Origin of the sequence: Shewanella sp., from assembly GCF_041630135.1 — a bacterium.
Lineage (GTDB): Bacteria > Pseudomonadota > Gammaproteobacteria > Enterobacterales > Shewanellaceae > Shewanella.
Map to the genome: position 1 here is coordinate 11990 of NZ_JBFKLW010000050.1, position 19223 is coordinate 31212.

The following is a 19223-nucleotide window of genomic DNA, read 5'->3' on the forward strand; positions in this document are numbered from 1 at the left end:
TCAATACTCCTTCAAGGGAACCTTTTTAATGAACCGCTTCTGGTTTATTCTATGCAGATCCCGCAGCGCAGACCAAGCGCGTGATCAAACAAACAGGCGGCAATGCCGGAAAAATTGATGCAAGAGCAATACATCCACTCAGAAATCGAAGCCGAGGTACAAAAGTACTGGGCCGAAAACAAAACCTTTGAAGTTACTGAAGATCCTGCCAAAGAGAAGTTCTACTGTCTCTCCATGTTCCCCTATCCTTCCGGCAGGCTGCACATGGGTCACGTGCGTAATTACACCATAGGTGATGTAGTTGCCCGTTTCCAGCGTCTGCAGGGCAAGAATGTCCTTCAGCCCATTGGTTGGGATGCTTTCGGCCTGCCCGCTGAAAACGCGGCCATCAAAAATGCCACAGCACCGGCTCCCTGGACCTATGAAAACATCGATTACATGAAAAACCAGCTGAAAATGCTGGGCTTTGGTTACGACTGGAGCCGTGAAATCGCCACCTGTACCCCGGAATACTATCGCTGGGAACAGTGGTTCTTCACCAAGCTGTACGAAAAAGGGCTGGTTTACAAGAAAACTTCCGCGGTGAACTGGTGTCCAAACGACCAGACTGTTCTCGCCAACGAGCAGGTTCAGGACGGTTGCTGCTGGCGCTGTGACACGCCGGTTGAGCAAAAAGAAATTCCGCAGTGGTTTATCAAAATCACCGCCTATGCCGAAGAACTGCTCAACGATATCGACACCCTCGAAGGCTGGCCTGAGCAGGTTAAGACCATGCAGCGTAACTGGATTGGTCGCTCTGAAGGCGTTGAGATGACCTTCACGGTCAAAGATTCTGACGACAGCTTCGACATTTACACCACCCGCCCCGACACAGTAATGGGCGTGACCTATGTGGCGATTGCCGCCGGTCACCCGCTGGCCGAGAAAGCGGCGCTGAACAATCCTGAGCTGGCCGCCTTCGTGGAAGAGTGCAAGCAAAGCGGCACTTCTGAGGCCGAGCTTGCCACCATGGAGAAAAAAGGCGTGGCCACGGGCCTGTACGCCATTCACCCCCTGACCGGCGAAGAAGTGCCTGTATGGGCCGCCAACTTCGTGCTGATGAACTATGGCACAGGTGCCGTGATGTCGGTTCCTGCCCACGACCAGCGTGACTACGAATTTGCCAAGAAATACGGTCTGGCCCTCAAGGCTGTGATTAAGCCTGCCGATGGCGAGGCGGACATCTCTGAAGCCGCCTACACCGAAAAAGGCGTACTGTTTAACTCAGCAGAGTTCGATGGTCTGGACTTTGACGGTGCCTTTAATGCCATTGCCGAAAAGCTGGCTGCCGAAGCCAAGGGTAAGCGTCAGGTGAACTTCCGTCTGCGTGACTGGGGGGTAAGCCGTCAGCGTTACTGGGGCGCCCCTATCCCTATGGTGACGCTGGAAGATGGCACAGTAATGCCAACCCCTGAAGACCAGCTGCCGGTTATTCTGCCGGAAGACGTGGTGATGGACGGCGTGCAAAGCCCCATTAAGGCCGACAAAGAGTGGGCCAAGACCCAGGTGAACGGTCAGGACGCCCTGCGTGAAACCGATACCTTCGATACCTTTATGGAATCATCCTGGTACTACGCACGCTACTGCTCGCCCAAAGCCAATGCCATGCTTGACCCAGCCAAAGCCAACTACTGGCTGCCAGTGGATCAGTACATCGGTGGTATCGAGCATGCCTGTATGCACCTGCTCTATTTCCGCTTCTTCCATAAGCTGCTGCGTGACACAGGCCTGGTGAACTCAAACGAGCCCGCCAAGCGTCTGCTGACCCAGGGCATGGTGCTGGCCGATGCCTTCTACTACAACAACGAGAAAGGCGCCCGTGTATGGGTATCGCCCCTCGATGTCACCGTGGTTGAGAAAGACGACAAGGGCCGCATCATCAAGGCCGTGGACACCGAAGGCCATGAGCTGGTGTACACCGGCATGAGCAAGATGTCCAAGTCCAAGAACAACGGTATCGACCCACAGGTGATGGTGGAAAAATACGGCGCCGACACTGTGCGTCTGTTTATGATGTTCGCCTCACCACCAGAACTGACCCTGGAATGGCAGGAATCCGGTGTGGAAGGTGCGCACCGCTTTATCAAGCGTCTGTGGAAGCTGGCCTCTGAGTACAGTGCAGCGCCTGCCACCGAAGCGCTGGATGTATCAGCGCTCAATGCGGATCAGAAAACCCTGCGCCGTGAGCTGCACAAAACCATCGCCAAGGTCAGCGACGATCTGGGTCGCCGTCAGATGTTCAACACCGCCGTTGCCGCCGTGATGGAGCTGATGAACCATCTGCAAAAGGCGTCGCTGGAGTCTGCCCAAGACAAGGCGCTGATGAACGAAGCCCTGTCCGCCGTGGTACGTCTGTTGTACCCCATCGCTCCACACGTGTGTTTCAACCTGTGGCGTGAACTGGGTAACAGCAGCGCCATCGAAGATGCGGGCTGGCCAGCCACCGACGAGTCTGCACTGGTTGAAGACAGCAAGCTCATCGTGGTGCAGGTAAACGGTAAGGTGCGCGCCAAGCTCACCGTTGCCGCCGATGCCACCAAGGAACAGGTTGAAGCCTTGGGTCTGGCTGAGGATGCCGTCACCAAGCACACTGATGGCCTGACGGTTCGCAAGGTCATCTACGTGCCGGGTAAACTGCTCAACATCGTTGCCAACTAAGGGCTTGCCTGCGACACTGTAAGGCACCAGGAAAACCCGCCTCGGCGGGTTTTTCCGCTTAACATACAAGGAATAAGCATTACGCCATGGTTAGAATATTGCTCACTGCCATCTTAAGTCTGGCGCTGCTCACAGTAGTCACCGGCTGTGGGTTTCGCTTACAGGGCAGCTACAAAATCCCATCCTCATTAAAAACCCTGAGCGTAGACAGCGCCGATGAATACAGCGAACTGACCCGTTTGGTAAAGGATCGCTTGCGCCTTTCCGGCGTGCAGGTGGTGGCCTCCGACGCCAGCGTACCTTCAGTCAGGCTGCTTAAGGACACGCTGGAACGCACCACGCTGTCACTCTACCCCACAGGTAATGTGGCAGAATACGAGCTTATCTATCACGTACGCTTTGCCGTAGCCATGCCCGGTGAAGAAGCCAAGCCCTTTAACGTGGAAATCCGACGCGACTACCTGGACGACCCCCGTACCGCACTGGCAAAGAGCCGCGAGATGGAATTGCTGCTTAAAGAAATGCGCCAGCAGGCTGCCGATAACCTGATCCAAACCCTGGCCGCTATCGGAGAAAACTGATGCGGGTATATCCTGAGCAGCTTGGCCGCCATCTGTCGCCACTGGCCCAGTGCTATTGCCTGTTTGGTGATGAAGCCTGGCTGATAGAAAGTGCCCGCGGCCAGTTGCTCGAAGCCGCCCGGACGCAGGGATTTGAAGAGCGGATAAGTCTGGAGCAGGAAAACAGTTTTAACTGGCAGGATCTTGAAAACGAGTGGCTGGCCATGAGCCTCTTTGCCAGCCGCCGCATTATTGAACTCACCCTGCCTCAGGCCAAGCCCGGAGCCGAAGGCAGCGCCATGCTGGCCAATCTGATGGCCCAGCCCAATCCTGACTTGCTGTTAATTGTTCGGGGTCCCAAGCTTGCCAGCGAACAAACCAACAGCAAATGGTTCAAAGCGCTCGATAAAGCGGGGATCTACCTGCCCTGCAATACCCCGGAAGGCCAGCAATTCAACCGTTGGCTCGAAGGCCGCATTCAGGCACATCGCCTGCAATTGCAGCCCGACGCCAAGGCACTGCTGACAAGCCTGTACGAAGGTAACCTGCTGGCCGCGGAGCAAGCGCTGCAGTTGCTGGCACTGCTGACCCAGGGACGTACCGTCGGCGCCGCTGAGCTTGAGCAATATTTTGAAGATCAGTCCCGTTTTAACGTGTTTCAGCTTGCCGATGCTTTGCTCAACAATCAACAGGACAGAGCAGCTCATATGCTGGCTCAGCTGCGCGCTGAAGGCACTGCCATGCCAATAGTGCTGTGGGCGATATTCAGGGAGCTGACCACGCTGCTGACACTGAAATCTGCCACTGAGGCCCGCGAGTCGCTGGCCCCACTGTGGTCGAAACTGCGCATTTGGGACAAACGCAAGCCCATGTATGACGGGGCACTCAGACGCCTGAGCCTCAACCAAATCGAGGCCATGCTGGCACTATCATCACAGCTTGAACTCAAGCTCAAGCAAAGGGGCGAAGAAGACTGGACTCTGCTGATGCACCTGTGTCTGCTGTTTGATCCCAACGCCCATCAACGTCTGATAGCCGTCCATGACTGAAAATCTTCGCCACACCGCTGTACTTGGTGGTACCTTCGACCCACCTCACCTTGGCCATATCGACCCGTTGCTTGCTGCCTGTAAGCAATGGCAGTTTGATGACTGCTGGCTTTTGCCCAACCATATTCCGCCCCACAAGCAAGGCACCCATGCTGATGTCGAAGCACGGCTGGCCATGCTGAACGCAGTTATCGACGCGCAGCCAAGGTTTGCCCTGTGCGATATCGAATTGAAACGCCATACCCCAAGCTACACAGTAGAAACCCTGAAACGACTCAAGGAACTTTATCCGGCCCGCAGGTTCTACTTTGTGATGGGCATGGATTCGTTATTAAACCTGCCCAGCTGGCACCGGTGGCAAGAGCTGTTTGCACTGTGCCATTTACTGGTATGCAAAAGGCCTGGCTACCGTCTTGATGACCAGCATCCCATGGCCAGCTGTTTGGCAGAGCGGCAATATTCCGGGAACAGCTTACCGTCCGAGCCCCATGGGCGCATTTTGCTCACAGAGGTGTTGGAGCGGGATATTTCATCAAGCCAAATCCGCCGCGCCATCGCAAGCGGCGAAGATGTGCGCCAATGGCTACCCGAGGGGGTTATGGCCATCATCAACAACAGGGGACTTTACCGCTAGGCGGTGTATTCCTCGGTTGCGGGCTGCTATACTGCCCCGCTCTTTTTTGTGGAACACATGAGGTAATCTGGCGTGCAAAGCGAGCTGCTCAAGCAATTTGTGGTAGATAAAGTTGGCGATCTCAAAGCCCGGGATTTGGTGGTTCTGGATGTCAGCAAGCAATCCGAGATCACCGATTACATGGTGATCTGCTCGGGTACCAGTAAAACTCATGTGCGCGCTATTGCCGAAAACCTGATGTCCAAGGCCCGTGAAGCCGGCATCGAGATCCTTGGCAGTGAAGGCAAAGATGCCAGCGAATGGGTATTGGTGGATTTGGGTGATGTGATTGTGCATGTGATGCAGGATCAGACCCGTGACTTCTATCAACTTGAAAAACTCTGGCAAGAACACGCCTGATGAAACTACAACTCGTTGCCGTTGGCACCAAAATGCCCGACTGGGTCACCTGGGGATTTGAAGAATATCAGCGCCGCTTCCCGCGAGATATGGCGCTGGAACTGGTGGAAATTCCTGCCGGAAAACGCGGTAAAAACGCCGACATTGCCCGCATTCTACAGAAGGAAGGCGAGCAAATGCTCGCAGCCATTCCTAAAGGCAATCATATTGTTAGCTTGGATCTGCCCGGAAAAAACTGGACCACACCCGAACTTGCATCGGCCTTGTCAAAATGGCAACTTGATGGCCGCGATGTCAGTTTGTTGATTGGCGGTCCGGAAGGTCTGGCACCCGCATGTAAGCAAGCGGCAGCACAAAGCTGGTGCCTCTCTGCCCTGACCCTGCCTCACCCACTGGTACGGGTTGTAGTGGCCGAAAGTCTCTATCGCGCCTGGAGCATCAACAACAATCATCCTTACCACAGGGAATAGCTAGCCTGTGGCGCCGTATTTGCACCGGAGACGCTGAGTGACACCAAAAAAACGGGTAACCATGCATGACCACGCCGCCGAGGCCGCATTGTTTCGGCGACGGGCCATCTTTACCTTTCTGTGTGTACTGGCACTGTTTGGTGCCCTGCTCACCAACCTGTATCACCTGCAGGTAACCTCATACGCCGATTACACCACCCGCTCCAATGACAACCGCATCCGTATTACGCCTGTAGCCCCCAGCCGCGGGCTTATTTACGATCGCAATGGTGTGTTGCTGGCAGAAAATCAGCCGGTTTACTCGCTGGAACTGGTGCCAGAAAAAGTCAAAGACATCCCGGACACATTAGACAGGTTATCCGGAGTGATCACGCTGACAGAAGAAGAACAACAAGATTTTCTTGAAGCACTTAAGTATCACCGCCGTTTTAAGCCCCTGACCGTGAAAGGCAATCTTAACGAAAAACAGGTAGCAGCATTCAGCGTTAACCAACACCTGTTCCCCGGTGTAAGAGTTGAAGCCGGTCTGAAACGCTTTTATCCACATGGGGAGTTGATGACTCATGTGCTCGGCTTTGTAGGCAAAATCAATGCAAAAGACAGAGCAGCACTTGAACGTGCTGATCGCTGGAGCGAATACTCGGCGACCAAGGACATAGGAAAGCAGGGCGTTGAAAAATATTATGAAAACCTGCTTCACGGCAAACCGGGACACCTGGAAGAGGAAGTTAATAACCGCGGCCGAACCATTCGGACTTTGAAAACAGAACCGCCGCAGCCCGGGCAGGATCTGTATCTGACCCTGGATATCAACCTGCAAAAGAAGGCTATGGAGCTGCTGTCCGGTCGCCGTGGCACCATAGTCGCATTAGATCCGCGGGATGGTGGTATCCTGGCACTGGTATCAAGCCCGTCCTACGATCCCAATCTGTTTGTGCAGGGGATCAGCTCCAAAAACTACAGTGCGCTGCTTAATGACAAATCAAGGCCACTGATTAACCGCGCCACTCAGGGGTTATACGCCCCAGCCTCCACCATTAAGCCTCATATGGCACTGCTTGGACTTGAAGAACAAGTCATCACAGAGCGTACCCGCATTTGGGATCCCGGCTATTGGCAAATGCCGGGGGTAGAACGCAAGTGGCGCGACTGGAAGAAATGGGGCCATGGTTATGTGGATGTTTACCACGCCATCGTTGATTCCTGCGATATTTTTTTCTACGACATGGTTCATAAAATGGGCATAAACCGAATTGCCAATTTCATGGGTCAATTCGGTTTTGGTGAAAGTACCGGTATCGATATTTTTGAAGAGTCTTCAGGTATCATGCCCTCTTCAGATTGGAAACGGATCCGTCACAATCAGCCATGGTATCCCGGAGATACCATCTCCATTGGGATCGGCCAGGGCTACTGGACCGCAACCCCCATTCAGCTTGCCAATGCCACCGCCATCATGGCAAACCGTGGAAAGCGTTACGTTCCTCATCTGCTCAAAGCCATGAAAGACAACAGCGCCAAGATTGAACGGCCACCGGAAGAAATGCAGCCTGTGATGTTAAAAAACCCAAGAAACTGGGAAATCATTAATGAGGCCATGCGCCAAACGGCTCACAAATCGCGCTTTACCGACGCCAGCTACACCGCCGCGATGAAGACAGGTACCGCTCAGGTGTTTTCGGTCGCACAGGATGAAAAGTATAACCATGAAACCGTTGCCGAACACTTGAGAGACAATGCCCTCATAGTGGCCTATGCCCCTTATGAAAACCCAAAAATTGTTTTGTCGGTAGTCATGGAAAACGCGGGTTGGGGCGGTGCTAACGCAGGCCCGGTAGCCCGCGCTATGCTGGATGAGTTTATGCTGCATGAGCAATGGAAGTTAAAGCCATGAGTACAGATCACGCCCGTAAAAATATTTGGCAGCGCATGCACATCGACCTGCCACTGCTGCTGGGGATCCTGGCGGTAATGGGCTTTGGCCTGTTTGTGATTTGGTCTGCCTCGGGTGAAGACCCGGGCATGATGGAGCGCCAGTTGGTGCGCATGGGGCTGTCCCTTGGGATCATGCTCTTCATGGCACAGATTAATCCGGAGATCCTGCGACGTTGGGCACTGCCTATTTATGTTGCCGGCATCATCTTACTGCTGGGCGTACACTTTTTCGGTGAAATCAACAAAGGAGCTCAGCGCTGGCTCAATCTTGGCTTTATGGAGTTTCAGCCATCAGAGCTGATTAAGCTTGCCTTCCCCATCACCATGGCCTGGTTTATCAGCAAATATACCTTACCACCAAAGAAGCGTTATTTGGCTGCGGCAGCCGTAATCATGCTGATCCCGACCTTGTTGATTGCCAAGCAGCCTGATTTGGGCACTTCAATACTGGTAGCTGCCTCCGGCATTTTCGTGCTTTTCCTCTCCGGTATGAGTTGGTACATAGTGCTCGGACTGGTCGCTGCGGTATTGTCTTTTCTGCCCGTACTCTGGTATTTCCTGATGCATGATTATCAGCGTCGTCGGGTAATGACCCTGCTGGATCCGGAAAAAGATCCCCTTGGCGCAGGCTATCACATCATCCAGTCAAAAATTGCCATCGGCTCGGGCGGAGTCGATGGCAAAGGCTGGTTACACGGAACGCAATCACAACTGGAGTTTTTGCCCGAGCGCCATACTGACTTTATCTTTGCGGTGATTGGTGAAGAGTTTGGCTTAATAGGCGCCGTCATCCTGCTTGCGATGTATGTCTACATTATTGGCCGCGGCCTGGTGATTGCATCCCGCGCGCAAACAAACTTTGCTCGGCTGCTGGCCGGTTCCATTACCCTGACATTCTTCGTTTACATCTTCGTGAATATTGGCATGGTCAGTGGCATTCTGCCGGTGGTCGGCGTACCTTTACCGCTGGTTAGCTATGGCGGCACCTCCATGCTGACATTGATGACGGGTTTTGGCATCCTAATGAGCATTCAGACTCACAGACGCTTCATCGACCGATAAGGACCGCCGATGCAACGCTTTCTGCGCCGGATTGTTTTGTCCGGCCTCATGGCTTTTGTCACACCCGCTCTGGCTGGACAACCGGCCCCCATCGATAGCGCCAAGGCGAGTTTTGTCGCACGTCAGACAGCGCTCGGCTTCAGCGAAGCGCAAATTGATAACTTTCTCTTAAGTGCCAGGTATAACCCCAAAGTGCTGGACGCTATTAACCAGTCAAACGAATTCAAACCATGGTATCAGTACCGGTCAGCACTATTGACTGCTGCACGGCTAAATGCCGGCCTCGAATTCTGGCATACCAATGAAGCCACTCTGACGCGGGCAGCCGAAACCTTTGGGGTAGAACCGCAGTTAATTGTGGCCATCATTGGTATTGAAACCCATTATGGCAAAAGCATGGGTATGTTCCCGGTCAAAGATGCCCTCTTCACCCTGGGTTTCCATTACAAAACCCAGGCAGGTTTTTTCTTAAAAGAACTGGGCGAGCTGCAACAATTGGAAAAGTCAGAAAGCATTGAGCTGGCCAACCTCAGCGGCTCGCACACGGGCGCCATGGGGCTGGGACAGTTTATGCCATCGAGCTACCGATACTACGGAGTAGACTTCGATGGCGATGGAAAACGAGATCTGCTCAATAGTGTCGAAGACACTATTGGCAGTATCGCCAACTATTTTCATCAACATGGCTGGCAATCCAATGAAGCGGTGGCCATCAGGCTGATGCATCGCACAGACCAAAGCCCTGACAACAAGCTCTGGCACGGCGAGCCGCTGACAAACACAGTAGCAGAAATTTTAGGGAAAGATTTAGGGCTTTCAGACAACCGAGATTTGAATGCCGCAGAACCGGCCATGTTGATAAAACTGCAACAGGAAAACAGTGATGAATATTGGCTCGGTCTTACTAATTTTTACGTGATAACACGTTATAATCGAAGCCCTCTTTATGCCATGGCAGCCTATGAATTCAGTAACCAGCTCAAACTCGCCTATGCAAAACCGTAAAACAGCTATTTGGCTGACCACGTGTATCAGTCTGGCATTGCTGGGAGGATGTTCGACCTCACCGGATGACAGCAGTAAAAGCAAACAGCAATCCAATAAGGGACGCTATCATCTGAAAGATGATGCTTACCCTGACTCGGCACCGGATGTAAGCAAGGTACCGGATGCAGTCCCACGTTACGAACCTTACAGCCGGAAAGGAAATAAAGCTTACTCGGTCAGAGGCAAGTCCTATGATGTACTCGCCAGCGCCGAGAATTTCAGGGAATCGGGAACTGCGTCCTGGTATGGCACCAAATTTCATGGATATCACACTTCCAATGGGGAAGTGTACGATATGTATTCCATGACGGCAGCTCACAAGACACTGCCGCTCCCTAGCTTTGTCAAGGTGCGGAATATCGACAACAACAAAGAAGTCATAGTGCGGGTCAATGATCGAGGCCCATTCCATGAAGGTCGGGTTATCGATCTCTCCTACGCCGCGGCATATAAATTGGATATACTGAAAACCGGCACTGCCAGGGTGATAATTGAGACCATCTACTTTGCCGCTCCCGAATCGGAGTTACAGGCATCAGCCTCCGACCCCAACAACTATTACATTCAGTTGGTGGCTTCCGGCGACCGCAATAAGCTCCATCACTTAGGTAAAGAGCTTTCGGCTCGCTACCAGCTGGATTACCGCCTGCAAAAAAATGGCGATCTGTACCGGCTTCAACTGGGGCCACTTGGTCACGAAGGCATTGCCAGCAAGCTGCTGCAAAAAATCCGCCAGCAGGGCTATCCCAGTGGGTATCTGGTCAGTGAACCCAAATCCTGAACATGAATGAACCTTCACTGCAAACCCTTGTCTATTAATGTTACACTCGGCAAGTTTCCGGCTATTTCAAAAACCTTTTGAGAAAACGTAAAGTTAATGATGAAAGCATTTAAACGTACCACGCAAAACTCGATGTTGCTCCTGGCCATTGTTTCCGCCAGCGCCTTTGCAGCACCACCGACAGTTGTACCTGACGCCCCCTCGGTGGATGCCAAAGCCTTTGTGTTGATGGACTACCACACCGGACAGGTCATCGCGGAGAGCAACGCCTACGAGCAACTTAACCCGGCCAGCCTCACCAAGATGATGACCAGTTATGTGATTGGTCATGAAATTAAAGTCGGCAACATCTCCCTTCAGGACGACGTTCAAATTACACCAAATGCCTGGTCGAAAAACTTCCCGGACTCTTCCAAGATGTTTATCGAAGTGGGCAAAACGGTAAAAGCCGAAGATCTCAACCGCGGCATTATCATTCAGTCAGGTAACGATGCCTGTGTCGCCATGGCCGAACACATTGCCGGCACCGAAGATGCCTTCGTCGACATGATGAATTCCTGGGCCAAACAGCTGGGAATGACCGACAGCTATTTTGAAAACAGCCATGGTCTGGATTCAGACAATCACAAGACCACCGCATACGATATGGCCATTCTGGGTGCAGCCTTGATCCGCGACGTACCGGATGAATACCGTGTTTATGCCGAAAAAGAGTTTACCTTCAACGGCATTAAACAATACAACCGTAATGGTCTGTTGTGGGACAAGAGCATGAATGTGGACGGTATAAAGACCGGCCATACCTCCGGCGCAGGTTACAACCTGGTTGCTTCTGCCACCCAGGACAATATGCGACTGATTTCCGTTGTGATGGGTGCCAAAAGCGAAGCCGCCCGTAAGGCTGAAAGCAAAAAGCTGCTGTCTTACGGCTTCCGCTTTTTCGAAACAGTTACCCCTTATAAAGCCGGCGACAGCTTTATTAACCAGAAAATCTGGTACGGCGATCGTGAAAGTGTCGACTTGGGCGTCGCCACAGATACCCCGCTGACCATTCGCCGCGGAAAAGGCAAAGAGCTGCAGGCCAACTTTGAACTGACCAAGCCGCTGGAAGCACCACTCGCCAAAGGCGAAGTGGTAGGCCGTGTGTTCTTCCAACTTGATGGTAAAGACATCGCCCAATATCCGTTGGTAACCCTGCAGGAAGTGAACGAAGGCAGCTGGTTCTCCAAGCTGATGGACTACTTTAAGCAACTGTTCGCCAGCTGGTTAAGCTAAACATAAAAAAAGATGCCACCTCAGGGTGGCATTTTTTTCGCCCCCAGACCTTGATTGGGCTATAATCGCCGCCATATTTGTGCCCCGAGCCCATGATTGAGATAGATGACGATGTTGAATACCACTTTTGATCAGTATCTGGAGTTTCCCTGTTCCTTTCCCTTTAAGGTAGTAGGCGATGCCAGCGATACACTTGCCGATCGCGTGGTAGCCGTGGTGCAACAACATGCCCCAGGCGACTACAGCCCCACCACCAAAGCCTCCAGCAAGGGCACTTACGTGTCTGTAACCATTCGCGTAACCGTGACCAGCAAAGAGCACATTGAGGCACTGTACACAGCACTTGCCGCCATCGACGGCGTAAAGCGGGTACTTTGACGTTTCTCATGCTTCGGCAAAGCGTGATCTGTGTTACATTTCGGCTGTTGCGGCGTATAATGCCGCCAAGCCGAATCTGAGGGGGAGAGGTTGCCCTTGCAAGCCAAGACTCTGCATATCAGACACCTGGGAAATCAGGACTATGAAACTGTCTGGCACGCCATGCAGCATTATACCGACAACCGGGATCAACACAGCCAGGATGAACTTTGGTTGGTAGAGCACCCGCCCGTGTTTACCCAGGGACAAGCCGGTAAAGCCGAGCACATTCTGGCACCGGGCGACATTCCTGTCATTCAGGTCGACCGCGGTGGTCAGGTCACATACCACGGTCCGGGCCAGCTGGTTGCCTACCCTCTGCTGGATATTAAGCGCCTGAAAATCGGCGTACGCGAGCTGGTTACCAATATCGAACAGAGCATTGTAGAGATGCTCAAAGCCTATGGTGTGGATGCCTACGCCAAGGCCGATGCCCCCGGCGTATATGTTGACGAGCGCAAAGTGGCCTCACTGGGGCTCAGGATCCGCCGTGGCTGTTCCTTCCACGGTCTTGCACTCAACGTCGATATGGACATCACCCCCTTTCAACGCATTAACCCTTGCGGCTATGCCGGACTGGAAATGGTTCAGTGTAAATCACTGGGTGGCCCACAGACGGTTACCGAAGCCGGTGAAAAATTGACTTTAACCTTCAGTCAGCTTCTTGGCTACGAGCATTTGGTACATCACCAAGGATTAGCAGAATAAAATGAACAGACCCGAAAGATTGCAGCCGGGCGTCAAACTGCGTGACGCCGACAAAGTCGCCCGGATTCCGGTAAAAATCATGCCATCCGAGCGTGAAACCATGCTCAGAAAGCCAGATTGGTTGCGGGTAAAGCTGCCTGCATCCAATCAGCGGATTACTGAAATCAAACAAGCTCTGCGCAGTAACGGCCTGCACTCTGTATGTGAAGAGGCCGCCTGCCCTAACCTGGCAGAATGCTTTAACCACGGTACAGCGACCTTTATGATCCTGGGAGCCATTTGTACCCGCCGCTGCCCATTCTGCGATGTGGCCCACGGTCGCCCGCTGAAACCTGATGCAGATGAACCGGTAAAACTGGCCAAGACCATCCGCGATATGAAGCTCAAATACGTGGTAATCACCTCTGTTGACCGTGACGATCTGCGTGATGGCGGTGCCCAGCACTTTGCCGATTGCATCCGCGAAATCCGCGCCCTGAATCCGCACATTCAGATTGAAACCCTGGTACCTGATTTCCGTGGCCGTATTGATGTAGCTCTGGATATCTTAAGCACCAACCCACCGGATGTGTTCAACCACAACCTGGAAACTGCACCGGCGCACTATCGCAAGGCGCGTCCGGGCGCCAACTATCAATGGTCGCTGGATCTGCTCAAGCGCTTTAAAGAGCGTCACCCCAACATTCCAACCAAATCAGGGTTGATGATGGGCCTGGGTGAAACCAACGAAGAAATTATTCAGGTACTTAAAGATCTGCGTGCGCACGATGTAAACATGCTGACTCTGGGCCAGTACCTGCAGCCGTCCAAGTTCCATCTGCCGGTAGAGCGCTACGTAAGCCCTCAGGAATTTGATGAACTGAAAGCCATTGCCGAAGATTTAGGCTTCAGCCACGCCGCCTGTGGTCCACTGGTACGCTCAAGCTACCATGCTGATCTGCAGGCCCAGGGCAAGGAAGTCAAATAAGCAGGTTTGCCATTAAGCCTGCTTTAAAACTGAAAAACGGCGCATTAGCGCCGTTTTTTATTGGGTTATCCGTGCGGAACAGGCTTAGCCTTGCTCAAGCCTTAAATCCATCAATACAGCATCTTCTCGGCCATCTGCTGAGGGATAATAACCCTTACGCCTGCCACTCTCACAAAATCCCAGCCGCTGATACAGGCCAATCGCTGCCGTATTGGAGGCACGAACTTCAAGCATCAGTACCTGCGCGCTATGGCCGCGGGCATCGTCTATCACCTGCTGCAGCAGTAACTTGCCAAGCCCCTTGCCCTGCGCCCAAGGGAGCACGCAAATATCAAACAAGGTTGCCTCATCCACTATCTGCTGCACTATGGTAAATCCCTGTAACGCATCCTCATGGTAGAGCCCACGACAGCGATACAAGTGCCCGAAACAATCACTAAGCATTGCCTCTGACATAGGATGAGAATGGGCCTGCGCCTCAATAAGCGCCATTTGCGGCGCATCCTGCTGGAACAACGGCTCAATCTTCATGCTAAGACCTCACAGTGACAAAGAGCGTGCCACAGCGCGCGCTTGCCTTCTGGGGTAGCCATCTGAGCGAGCGGTAAGGTCACTGTATCTCCCAAGCGTGACACCAGTTCCAGTGCTGGCGCTGATTTCTGGTTCTGAGATTCATGAAACTTTACTTCGACCAACTTATGTTCTGTGAAAAAAGGATGTTCGAGCATACTGCTCAGCGCCTGCATCAATTCAGGTGATAAAGGCGCAGACTTGCCAGCCTCACGCCAACGGGCAATGCCCATGGCATCCAGGTATGCCGCTTTCTCCATTACCATTCCTATTTATCCAATCGAACGTTGCAATCTGCTAATGCAGTTTCAAAAAGGCCTTTAATTCATATATTCAATAGACCTGAAACAAGGGTGAGCTTATCAATCAGGGGATCCACCAACACAACCGCCTCACCATCACCAACGGCCTGAATTAACTGCGCATGTAGCTATCGTTGAGTCTAAAGAATCTGAGGCTGAATACACCTATATCCACTCTAAAGCACACCGGCCTGCAGCTGTTATTTAAGCTGCAGTATACCGACTTTACCCTAACCATGGACAGTATTGCCGAGCAGCTTACTCCTTGGGATGAAAGCCATCGGCTCTTCCAGCGCCTTGCTGCGATAACCGATATTGAGCAAAATGCTGACGGCCGGTATGCCAGTAAATCATTTACCAGCTGATTTGGCGCGGGGAAGTCCTTGACTACAGCGCCAACCCCGTCATTCCCCCGGCAGTGGAAAGTTGCAATGAAGGCCAGAGTAAACGTTTCAGTCTACGGGTCGGTACTCACCATGGGAATGCCCGAGGACCAATAAGCCTGTTTGAGGAATCAATCAGAGCCAGGCATGTCCGGCTATACGACGTTCAGGGGTATTATGAGCTATAAAGACGAAAGGCCGTTCATTCCTGAACGGCCTTTCTGGTATGTGGCAGGGGTGGCAGGACTCGAACCCGCAACCGTCGGTTTTGGAGACCGCTGTTCTACCAATTGGAACTACACCCCTGTTGACGGAGGGCATTATGCAAAAAGCCCCCCTAAAGGTAAAGCACTTTTTAAATGAAAACCGCTTGTTTGCGGCTTTTTCCGCCAACAAGAAGTGTTGTAGCACCAAATACTATTGCCCCGTTCCAGTGACAGCACCTTTTAACTTTCGATAAACTTTTAAATCAATTGCTTATAGAGAAATAAACTACAAAAGCGAATCGGGAGCCCTGCTTACTATCGGTAAAGCAAAATCATAACAACAATACCATGCCTAAACCCAGTTCCCTACATAAGCCGGCACTACCAACTGCTAAAGATTCTGAAAAACGCTACCTATATTTGAATCTGGATAGTATTTGGGATTATGCGTCGCTCTAGCCCTTCTACTCAATTCTTCAATGCAGGCCTAAGCAAACATTTTGTTACAACTAAATGAGATGCATAACTATTCATCATATTTGCAACGATGGCCACATAAAAATACTTGTTCATAGATTCAACCCGATGAATTTATAAAAGTATCGGAGCTAAGACTTCAAACCCACCCACAGCCTGATCACTAATGTCGATTATTCTAAAGCGATTTGGGTCACACCAAAGTATTAACGTCTGTTTATGGCTTGCTTGTCCAAATATTCAACCCAAGAATCGCCAACGCCAAAAATATACATTTTTTTAACATCTATGTGACGATATAGTGTTATTACACCTAGTTTGGGTGTCAACAAAAATGAGTATAAGGAAATATTATGTCTGTGCATAAACCAAAAGTAATGCAAGCAAGCTTGGTAAGCTGCGCTGTTTTAGCCGCTCTGATCACATCACCTATCACTGCAGTTGCAGAAGAAACCTCTGTTGATACCTCCGGTATTGAAAAAATAACCGTAACTGCTCGTAGAAAAACCGAAACTCTGGTTGAAATCCCAATGGCAATTTCCAGTGTATCAGCCATGGAAATTGCCGACAGAAACTACACGAGCGCCACAGATATCTATCGCACCTTGGCTGGAGCAGCGATGCCTCGGAATCAGCTTATCTTAAGAGGATTAAGTGGCGGTAACGATACAACACCCGATACAACAACAACTTTCGTTGATGACATCCCATTTAACTTTACCAATCTATCAGACGTAGAGCGGGTCGAAGTACTTCGGGGGCCTCAAGGTACACTTTATGGTTCTAATGCCATTGGTGGGACCGTGCGCATCATTACTAAAAAACCAGTCCTCGATGAATTTGAGTTGTTTGGCTCAGTTCAGGCCGGTTCTGAAAAAGATGTTGACGGCTACGACAACAATATTTCTCTCGGAGTAAACATTCCTCTTATAGACGGCAAAGTTGCATTAAGGGTGAATGGAAACCTGGAACACGACCAGCTGCCTTTTGTAAACATGAATACAGGTCTACAGTCAGATGTTGATCGTGGATTTATCCGCAATCAATTGCTATGGCAGGCAACCGATGACCTTAGCCTGATACTCGGCTACTCACGAGTGGAATATAGCGATAGAGGTTATGCACTGGGGGATCGTTCGACCCCTGGCTATTACTATGATTACAGCCTGAGTGAAAATGCCGATGCACCGTATGGATATGATGTCGATGTTTATGACGTTGATTGTCCGGCTAATGCGTCTCGTCCAAAATGCCGCATGGGTACAGCACCGCGAGCTAAGGGTGGAGTACCTGAGAAATATCAAATTTGGGAACGGCTTGATCCCTGGTACGAAAGCTCAAATGATTTATTCACACTGAATATTAGTGACAACAATTTCTTTGATTTTGCAACGTTAACCTATGCTGGTTCATACCGTAAGTTCAAGACGGACTCTTTGGATAACTGGACACGTCTTGACGGGGACGATATGTTTCTGACGTGGATAATCAACGATGACTATTACAATGAAACAACCCATGAACTACGCCTGCAGAATCTTGATGCCAGCAGCCCGCTTAGCTGGACTGTCGGCGTGTTCTACGATAAAACCGAAACGAAAGACAACCCTAACACCCAGAATCAGTACCATGAAGGCGGAGATAAAGCTTGGGCCATTATGGAATATTGGTACGGTGTAGATTGGGCTGGTATGGGTGAACAATATTTCGGTAATAATCAGCAAAACTGGAACAGCGCCACACAGCTCGACTACGCTCGCGAGTTCGCTATATTCGCCGATGTCGCATATACCTTTGATTTAGGAGACATGGGAGAACTGGAACTTAATGGTGGTATACGCCATTTCGATTTAAAAGATGAGTTCATTGCCACAGAACGTGGTATTTGGACCAACTGGGATGAACCGTGGGAAGATGTTGAAACTGTTGTCGGAGGAGAAGAGTCTGGTAACCGATACAAATTCAGTGCTTCATGGCGCCCTGCTGATAACTTTTCAATATATGGCCTCTATTCCGAAGGCTATCGTCCAGGTGGCAACAACGGCCCACTTCCTGGTTCCTGTATAAACGACCCTCAAGCCTCAAAACGTCAGAGTCGGTACACATCAGATTCAATTGACAATTATGAGTTAGGTATTAAAGCATCGGTTTTTGATAATCGATTTGACTTTGCTGCCGCTGTTTACCAGATTGACTGGACAGGTATTAAAACCGATGTGTATATGGATACTTGTGGCTTTACCTACACAGCAAACGCTGGTGAAGCACGCTCCCGCGGATTTGAATTTGAATCAAGAGCACGACTAACTGATGATCTTGAAATGACTTTCAATACATCATATACCAATTCAGAGCTTACCGAGGACAACGAATCCATCGACGGACACAAAGGTGATGAAATGACCATGGTTCCTGATTGGAATGCTTATTTAGCGCTTGATCAGGGCTTCCAGCTGTTTGGGAAGCAAGCCTATATCAGAGCAGATTGGACTTATTATGGTGAATACAAAACTCACTTCAATGTTCGTCCAGAGGACGTCGTTCCATCGTACAGTTACTTCAATTTATCTGGTCGGTATGAAGTTTCTGATAACGTTAAACTCAGCGTCCACGTCAATAATATCTTTGATACAGAAGCTGAAAAATATAAACGCGCACGCAGTCGGAATACTGATAACACTGTAGCCCAGGAATATATAGAATTCTTGGAAGGAAGGTCAATCACCGTACGTCTTGACTATACGTTCTTTTAAACAGCCTCTGCGTTCACCAACGAAGGAGCCAGCTTGCTGGCTCCTGTTCAACTTCTAATCATACGACAAACCAGCTCATCTCAGATCTTTGCCCTAACTCGATAACATTGTATTAAATAATAAGTATGCGGCCGGTATCTGGATGGGAGTACCAACGGAACAAACGAAACGAAGATTGCTCATCATATAGTTGCCGTCACAAATAAGTCTTATGGAAATGGAAACGCGAACAGCATCGTGAGTTGAATGCAAATCGCAAATAACCTCCGAAGATGAGGCTTTTTTACGCATATAGTTGGAGTTGATAGGACCGATCGTTTGGCAAGCTGGGCACTTTCGGGAGCGGAAAATACAAAAAAGCCCCGCTGTTTCCAGCGAGGCTTCATGTAAGTTGGCGGAGCGGACGGGACTCGAACCCGCGACCCCCGGCGTGACAGGCCGGTATTCTAACCAACTGAACTACCGCTCCTTTGGGCTAGGCCCAAATTAGGCGTCTGGCAATGACCTACTCTCACATGGGGAGACCCCACA

17 protein-coding genes and 2 tRNA genes are annotated in these 19223 nt (G+C 51.0%); 15 read left to right on the plus strand and 4 right to left on the minus strand.

The window, feature by feature from the left end; genetic code table 11:
• The first annotated feature begins 117 nt into the window (after nt 1-117).
• The 14 genes from leuS (at nt 118) to lipA (ending at nt 14001) form a co-directional block, all read left to right on the plus strand.
• Complete coding sequence (gene leuS / locus ABYK60_RS13425) at nt 118-2697, plus strand: leucine--tRNA ligase (RefSeq protein ID WP_372872529.1); 2580 nt, start codon at nt 118-120, stop codon at nt 2695-2697.
• Nucleotides 2698-2783: 86 nt separating this feature from the next.
• Complete coding sequence (lptE, locus tag ABYK60_RS13430) at nt 2784-3278, plus strand: LPS assembly lipoprotein LptE (protein WP_372872530.1); 495 nt, start codon at nt 2784-2786, stop codon at nt 3276-3278.
• Nucleotides 3278-4306 (plus strand): DNA polymerase III subunit delta, encoded by a 1029-nt coding sequence (gene holA / locus ABYK60_RS13435; RefSeq protein ID WP_372872531.1) that lies wholly within the window; start codon nt 3278-3280, stop codon nt 4304-4306. Before lptE ends, holA begins: the two co-directional genes overlap by 1 nt.
• Nucleotides 4299-4940, plus strand: a complete 642-nt coding sequence (nadD, locus tag ABYK60_RS13440; protein ID WP_372872532.1) for a nicotinate-nucleotide adenylyltransferase — start codon at nt 4299-4301, stop codon at nt 4938-4940. Before holA ends, nadD begins: the two co-directional genes overlap by 8 nt.
• Before the next feature lie 72 nt (nt 4941-5012).
• Nucleotides 5013-5339: a ribosome silencing factor gene (gene rsfS, locus ABYK60_RS13445; protein ID WP_372872533.1), complete on the plus strand. Its 327-nt coding sequence runs from the start codon at nt 5013-5015 to the stop codon at nt 5337-5339.
• Complete coding sequence (rlmH, locus tag ABYK60_RS13450; RefSeq protein WP_372872534.1) at nt 5339-5809, plus strand: 23S rRNA (pseudouridine(1915)-N(3))-methyltransferase RlmH; 471 nt, start codon at nt 5339-5341, stop codon at nt 5807-5809. The genes rsfS and rlmH overlap by 1 nt, the downstream gene beginning before the upstream one ends.
• Before the next feature lie 37 nt (nt 5810-5846).
• On the plus strand, nt 5847-7703 hold the full coding sequence (mrdA, locus tag ABYK60_RS13455) for a penicillin-binding protein 2 (protein ID WP_372872535.1): 1857 nt from the start codon (nt 5847-5849) through the stop codon (nt 7701-7703).
• Nucleotides 7700-8806 carry a rod shape-determining protein RodA gene (rodA, locus tag ABYK60_RS13460; protein ID WP_372872536.1) on the plus strand — a complete coding sequence of 369 codons (1107 nt, stop codon included), beginning with the start codon at nt 7700-7702 and terminating at the stop codon, nt 8804-8806. The genes mrdA and rodA overlap by 4 nt, the downstream gene beginning before the upstream one ends.
• 9 nt (nt 8807-8815) lie before the next feature.
• Nucleotides 8816-9811: a lytic murein transglycosylase B gene (gene mltB, locus ABYK60_RS13465; RefSeq protein ID WP_372872537.1), complete on the plus strand. Its 996-nt coding sequence runs from the start codon at nt 8816-8818 to the stop codon at nt 9809-9811.
• Nucleotides 9798-10634: a septal ring lytic transglycosylase RlpA family protein gene (locus ABYK60_RS13470; protein ID WP_372872544.1), complete on the plus strand. Its 837-nt coding sequence runs from the start codon at nt 9798-9800 to the stop codon at nt 10632-10634. Before mltB ends, ABYK60_RS13470 begins: the two co-directional genes overlap by 14 nt.
• A gap of 132 nt (nt 10635-10766) precedes the next feature.
• Complete coding sequence (locus ABYK60_RS13475; RefSeq protein ID WP_372872545.1) at nt 10767-11909, plus strand: serine hydrolase; 1143 nt, start codon at nt 10767-10769, stop codon at nt 11907-11909.
• 111 nt (nt 11910-12020) lie between these two features.
• The gene (ybeD, locus tag ABYK60_RS13480) at nt 12021-12287 is read left to right on the plus strand and encodes a DUF493 family protein YbeD (protein ID WP_372872538.1); all 267 of its coding nucleotides are present in this window, start codon (nt 12021-12023) and stop codon (nt 12285-12287) included.
• Between the two features lie 96 nt (nt 12288-12383).
• Nucleotides 12384-13034: a lipoyl(octanoyl) transferase LipB gene (gene lipB / locus ABYK60_RS13485; protein WP_372872539.1), complete on the plus strand. Its 651-nt coding sequence runs from the start codon at nt 12384-12386 to the stop codon at nt 13032-13034.
• Nucleotide 13035: 1 nt separating this feature from the next.
• Complete coding sequence (gene lipA, locus ABYK60_RS13490; protein WP_372872540.1) at nt 13036-14001, plus strand: lipoyl synthase; 966 nt, start codon at nt 13036-13038, stop codon at nt 13999-14001.
• 84 nt (nt 14002-14085) lie between these two features.
• Here the strand turns inward: lipA and rimI are convergent, their stop codons facing one another.
• The 3 genes from rimI to ABYK60_RS13505 all read right to left on the minus strand — a co-directional run bounded on the left by rimI (nt 14086) and on the right by ABYK60_RS13505 (nt 15562).
• Nucleotides 14086-14532, minus strand: a complete 447-nt coding sequence (rimI, locus tag ABYK60_RS13495) for a ribosomal protein S18-alanine N-acetyltransferase (RefSeq protein WP_372872541.1) — start codon at nt 14530-14532, stop codon at nt 14086-14088.
• Complete coding sequence (locus ABYK60_RS13500; RefSeq protein ID WP_372872542.1) at nt 14529-14831, minus strand: hypothetical protein; 303 nt, start codon at nt 14829-14831, stop codon at nt 14529-14531. The genes rimI and ABYK60_RS13500 overlap by 4 nt, the downstream gene beginning before the upstream one ends.
• A gap of 654 nt (nt 14832-15485) precedes the next feature.
• Nucleotides 15486-15562: transfer RNA gene (locus ABYK60_RS13505), tRNA-Trp, on the minus strand.
• Between the two features lie 730 nt (nt 15563-16292).
• Between ABYK60_RS13505 and ABYK60_RS13510 the strand changes: the two genes are divergently transcribed.
• On the plus strand, nt 16293-18692 hold the full coding sequence (locus ABYK60_RS13510) for a TonB-dependent receptor (protein ID WP_372872543.1): 2400 nt from the start codon (nt 16293-16295) through the stop codon (nt 18690-18692).
• Between the two features lie 392 nt (nt 18693-19084).
• Here ABYK60_RS13510 and ABYK60_RS13515 read toward each other — a convergent pair.
• A tRNA-Asp gene (locus ABYK60_RS13515) sits at nt 19085-19161 on the minus strand.
• Nucleotides 19162-19223 lie beyond the last annotated feature (62 nt).

Coding starts and splice junctions, on each gene's coding strand:
- leuS (WP_372872529.1), top strand. CDS start 118: ATGCAAGAGCAATACATCCACTCAGAAATCGAAGCCGAGGTACAAAAG.
- lptE (WP_372872530.1), top strand. CDS start 2,784: ATGGTTAGAATATTGCTCACTGCCATCTTAAGTCTGGCGCTGCTCACA.
- holA (WP_372872531.1), top strand. CDS start 3,278: ATGCGGGTATATCCTGAGCAGCTTGGCCGCCATCTGTCGCCACTGGCC.
- nadD (WP_372872532.1), top strand. CDS start 4,299: ATGACTGAAAATCTTCGCCACACCGCTGTACTTGGTGGTACCTTCGAC.
- rlmH (WP_372872534.1), top strand. CDS start 5,339: ATGAAACTACAACTCGTTGCCGTTGGCACCAAAATGCCCGACTGGGTC.
- rodA (WP_372872536.1), top strand. CDS start 7,700: ATGAGTACAGATCACGCCCGTAAAAATATTTGGCAGCGCATGCACATC.
- mltB (WP_372872537.1), top strand. CDS start 8,816: ATGCAACGCTTTCTGCGCCGGATTGTTTTGTCCGGCCTCATGGCTTTT.
- ABYK60_RS13470 (WP_372872544.1), top strand. CDS start 9,798: ATGCAAAACCGTAAAACAGCTATTTGGCTGACCACGTGTATCAGTCTG.
- ABYK60_RS13475 (WP_372872545.1), top strand. CDS start 10,767: ATGTTGCTCCTGGCCATTGTTTCCGCCAGCGCCTTTGCAGCACCACCG.
- ybeD (WP_372872538.1), top strand. CDS start 12,021: ATGTTGAATACCACTTTTGATCAGTATCTGGAGTTTCCCTGTTCCTTT.
- lipA (WP_372872540.1), top strand. CDS start 13,036: ATGAACAGACCCGAAAGATTGCAGCCGGGCGTCAAACTGCGTGACGCC.
- rimI (WP_372872541.1), bottom strand. CDS start 14,532: ATGAAGATTGAGCCGTTGTTCCAGCAGGATGCGCCGCAAATGGCGCTT.
- ABYK60_RS13500 (WP_372872542.1), bottom strand. CDS start 14,831: ATGGAGAAAGCGGCATACCTGGATGCCATGGGCATTGCCCGTTGGCGT.
- ABYK60_RS13510 (WP_372872543.1), top strand. CDS start 16,293: ATGTCTGTGCATAAACCAAAAGTAATGCAAGCAAGCTTGGTAAGCTGC.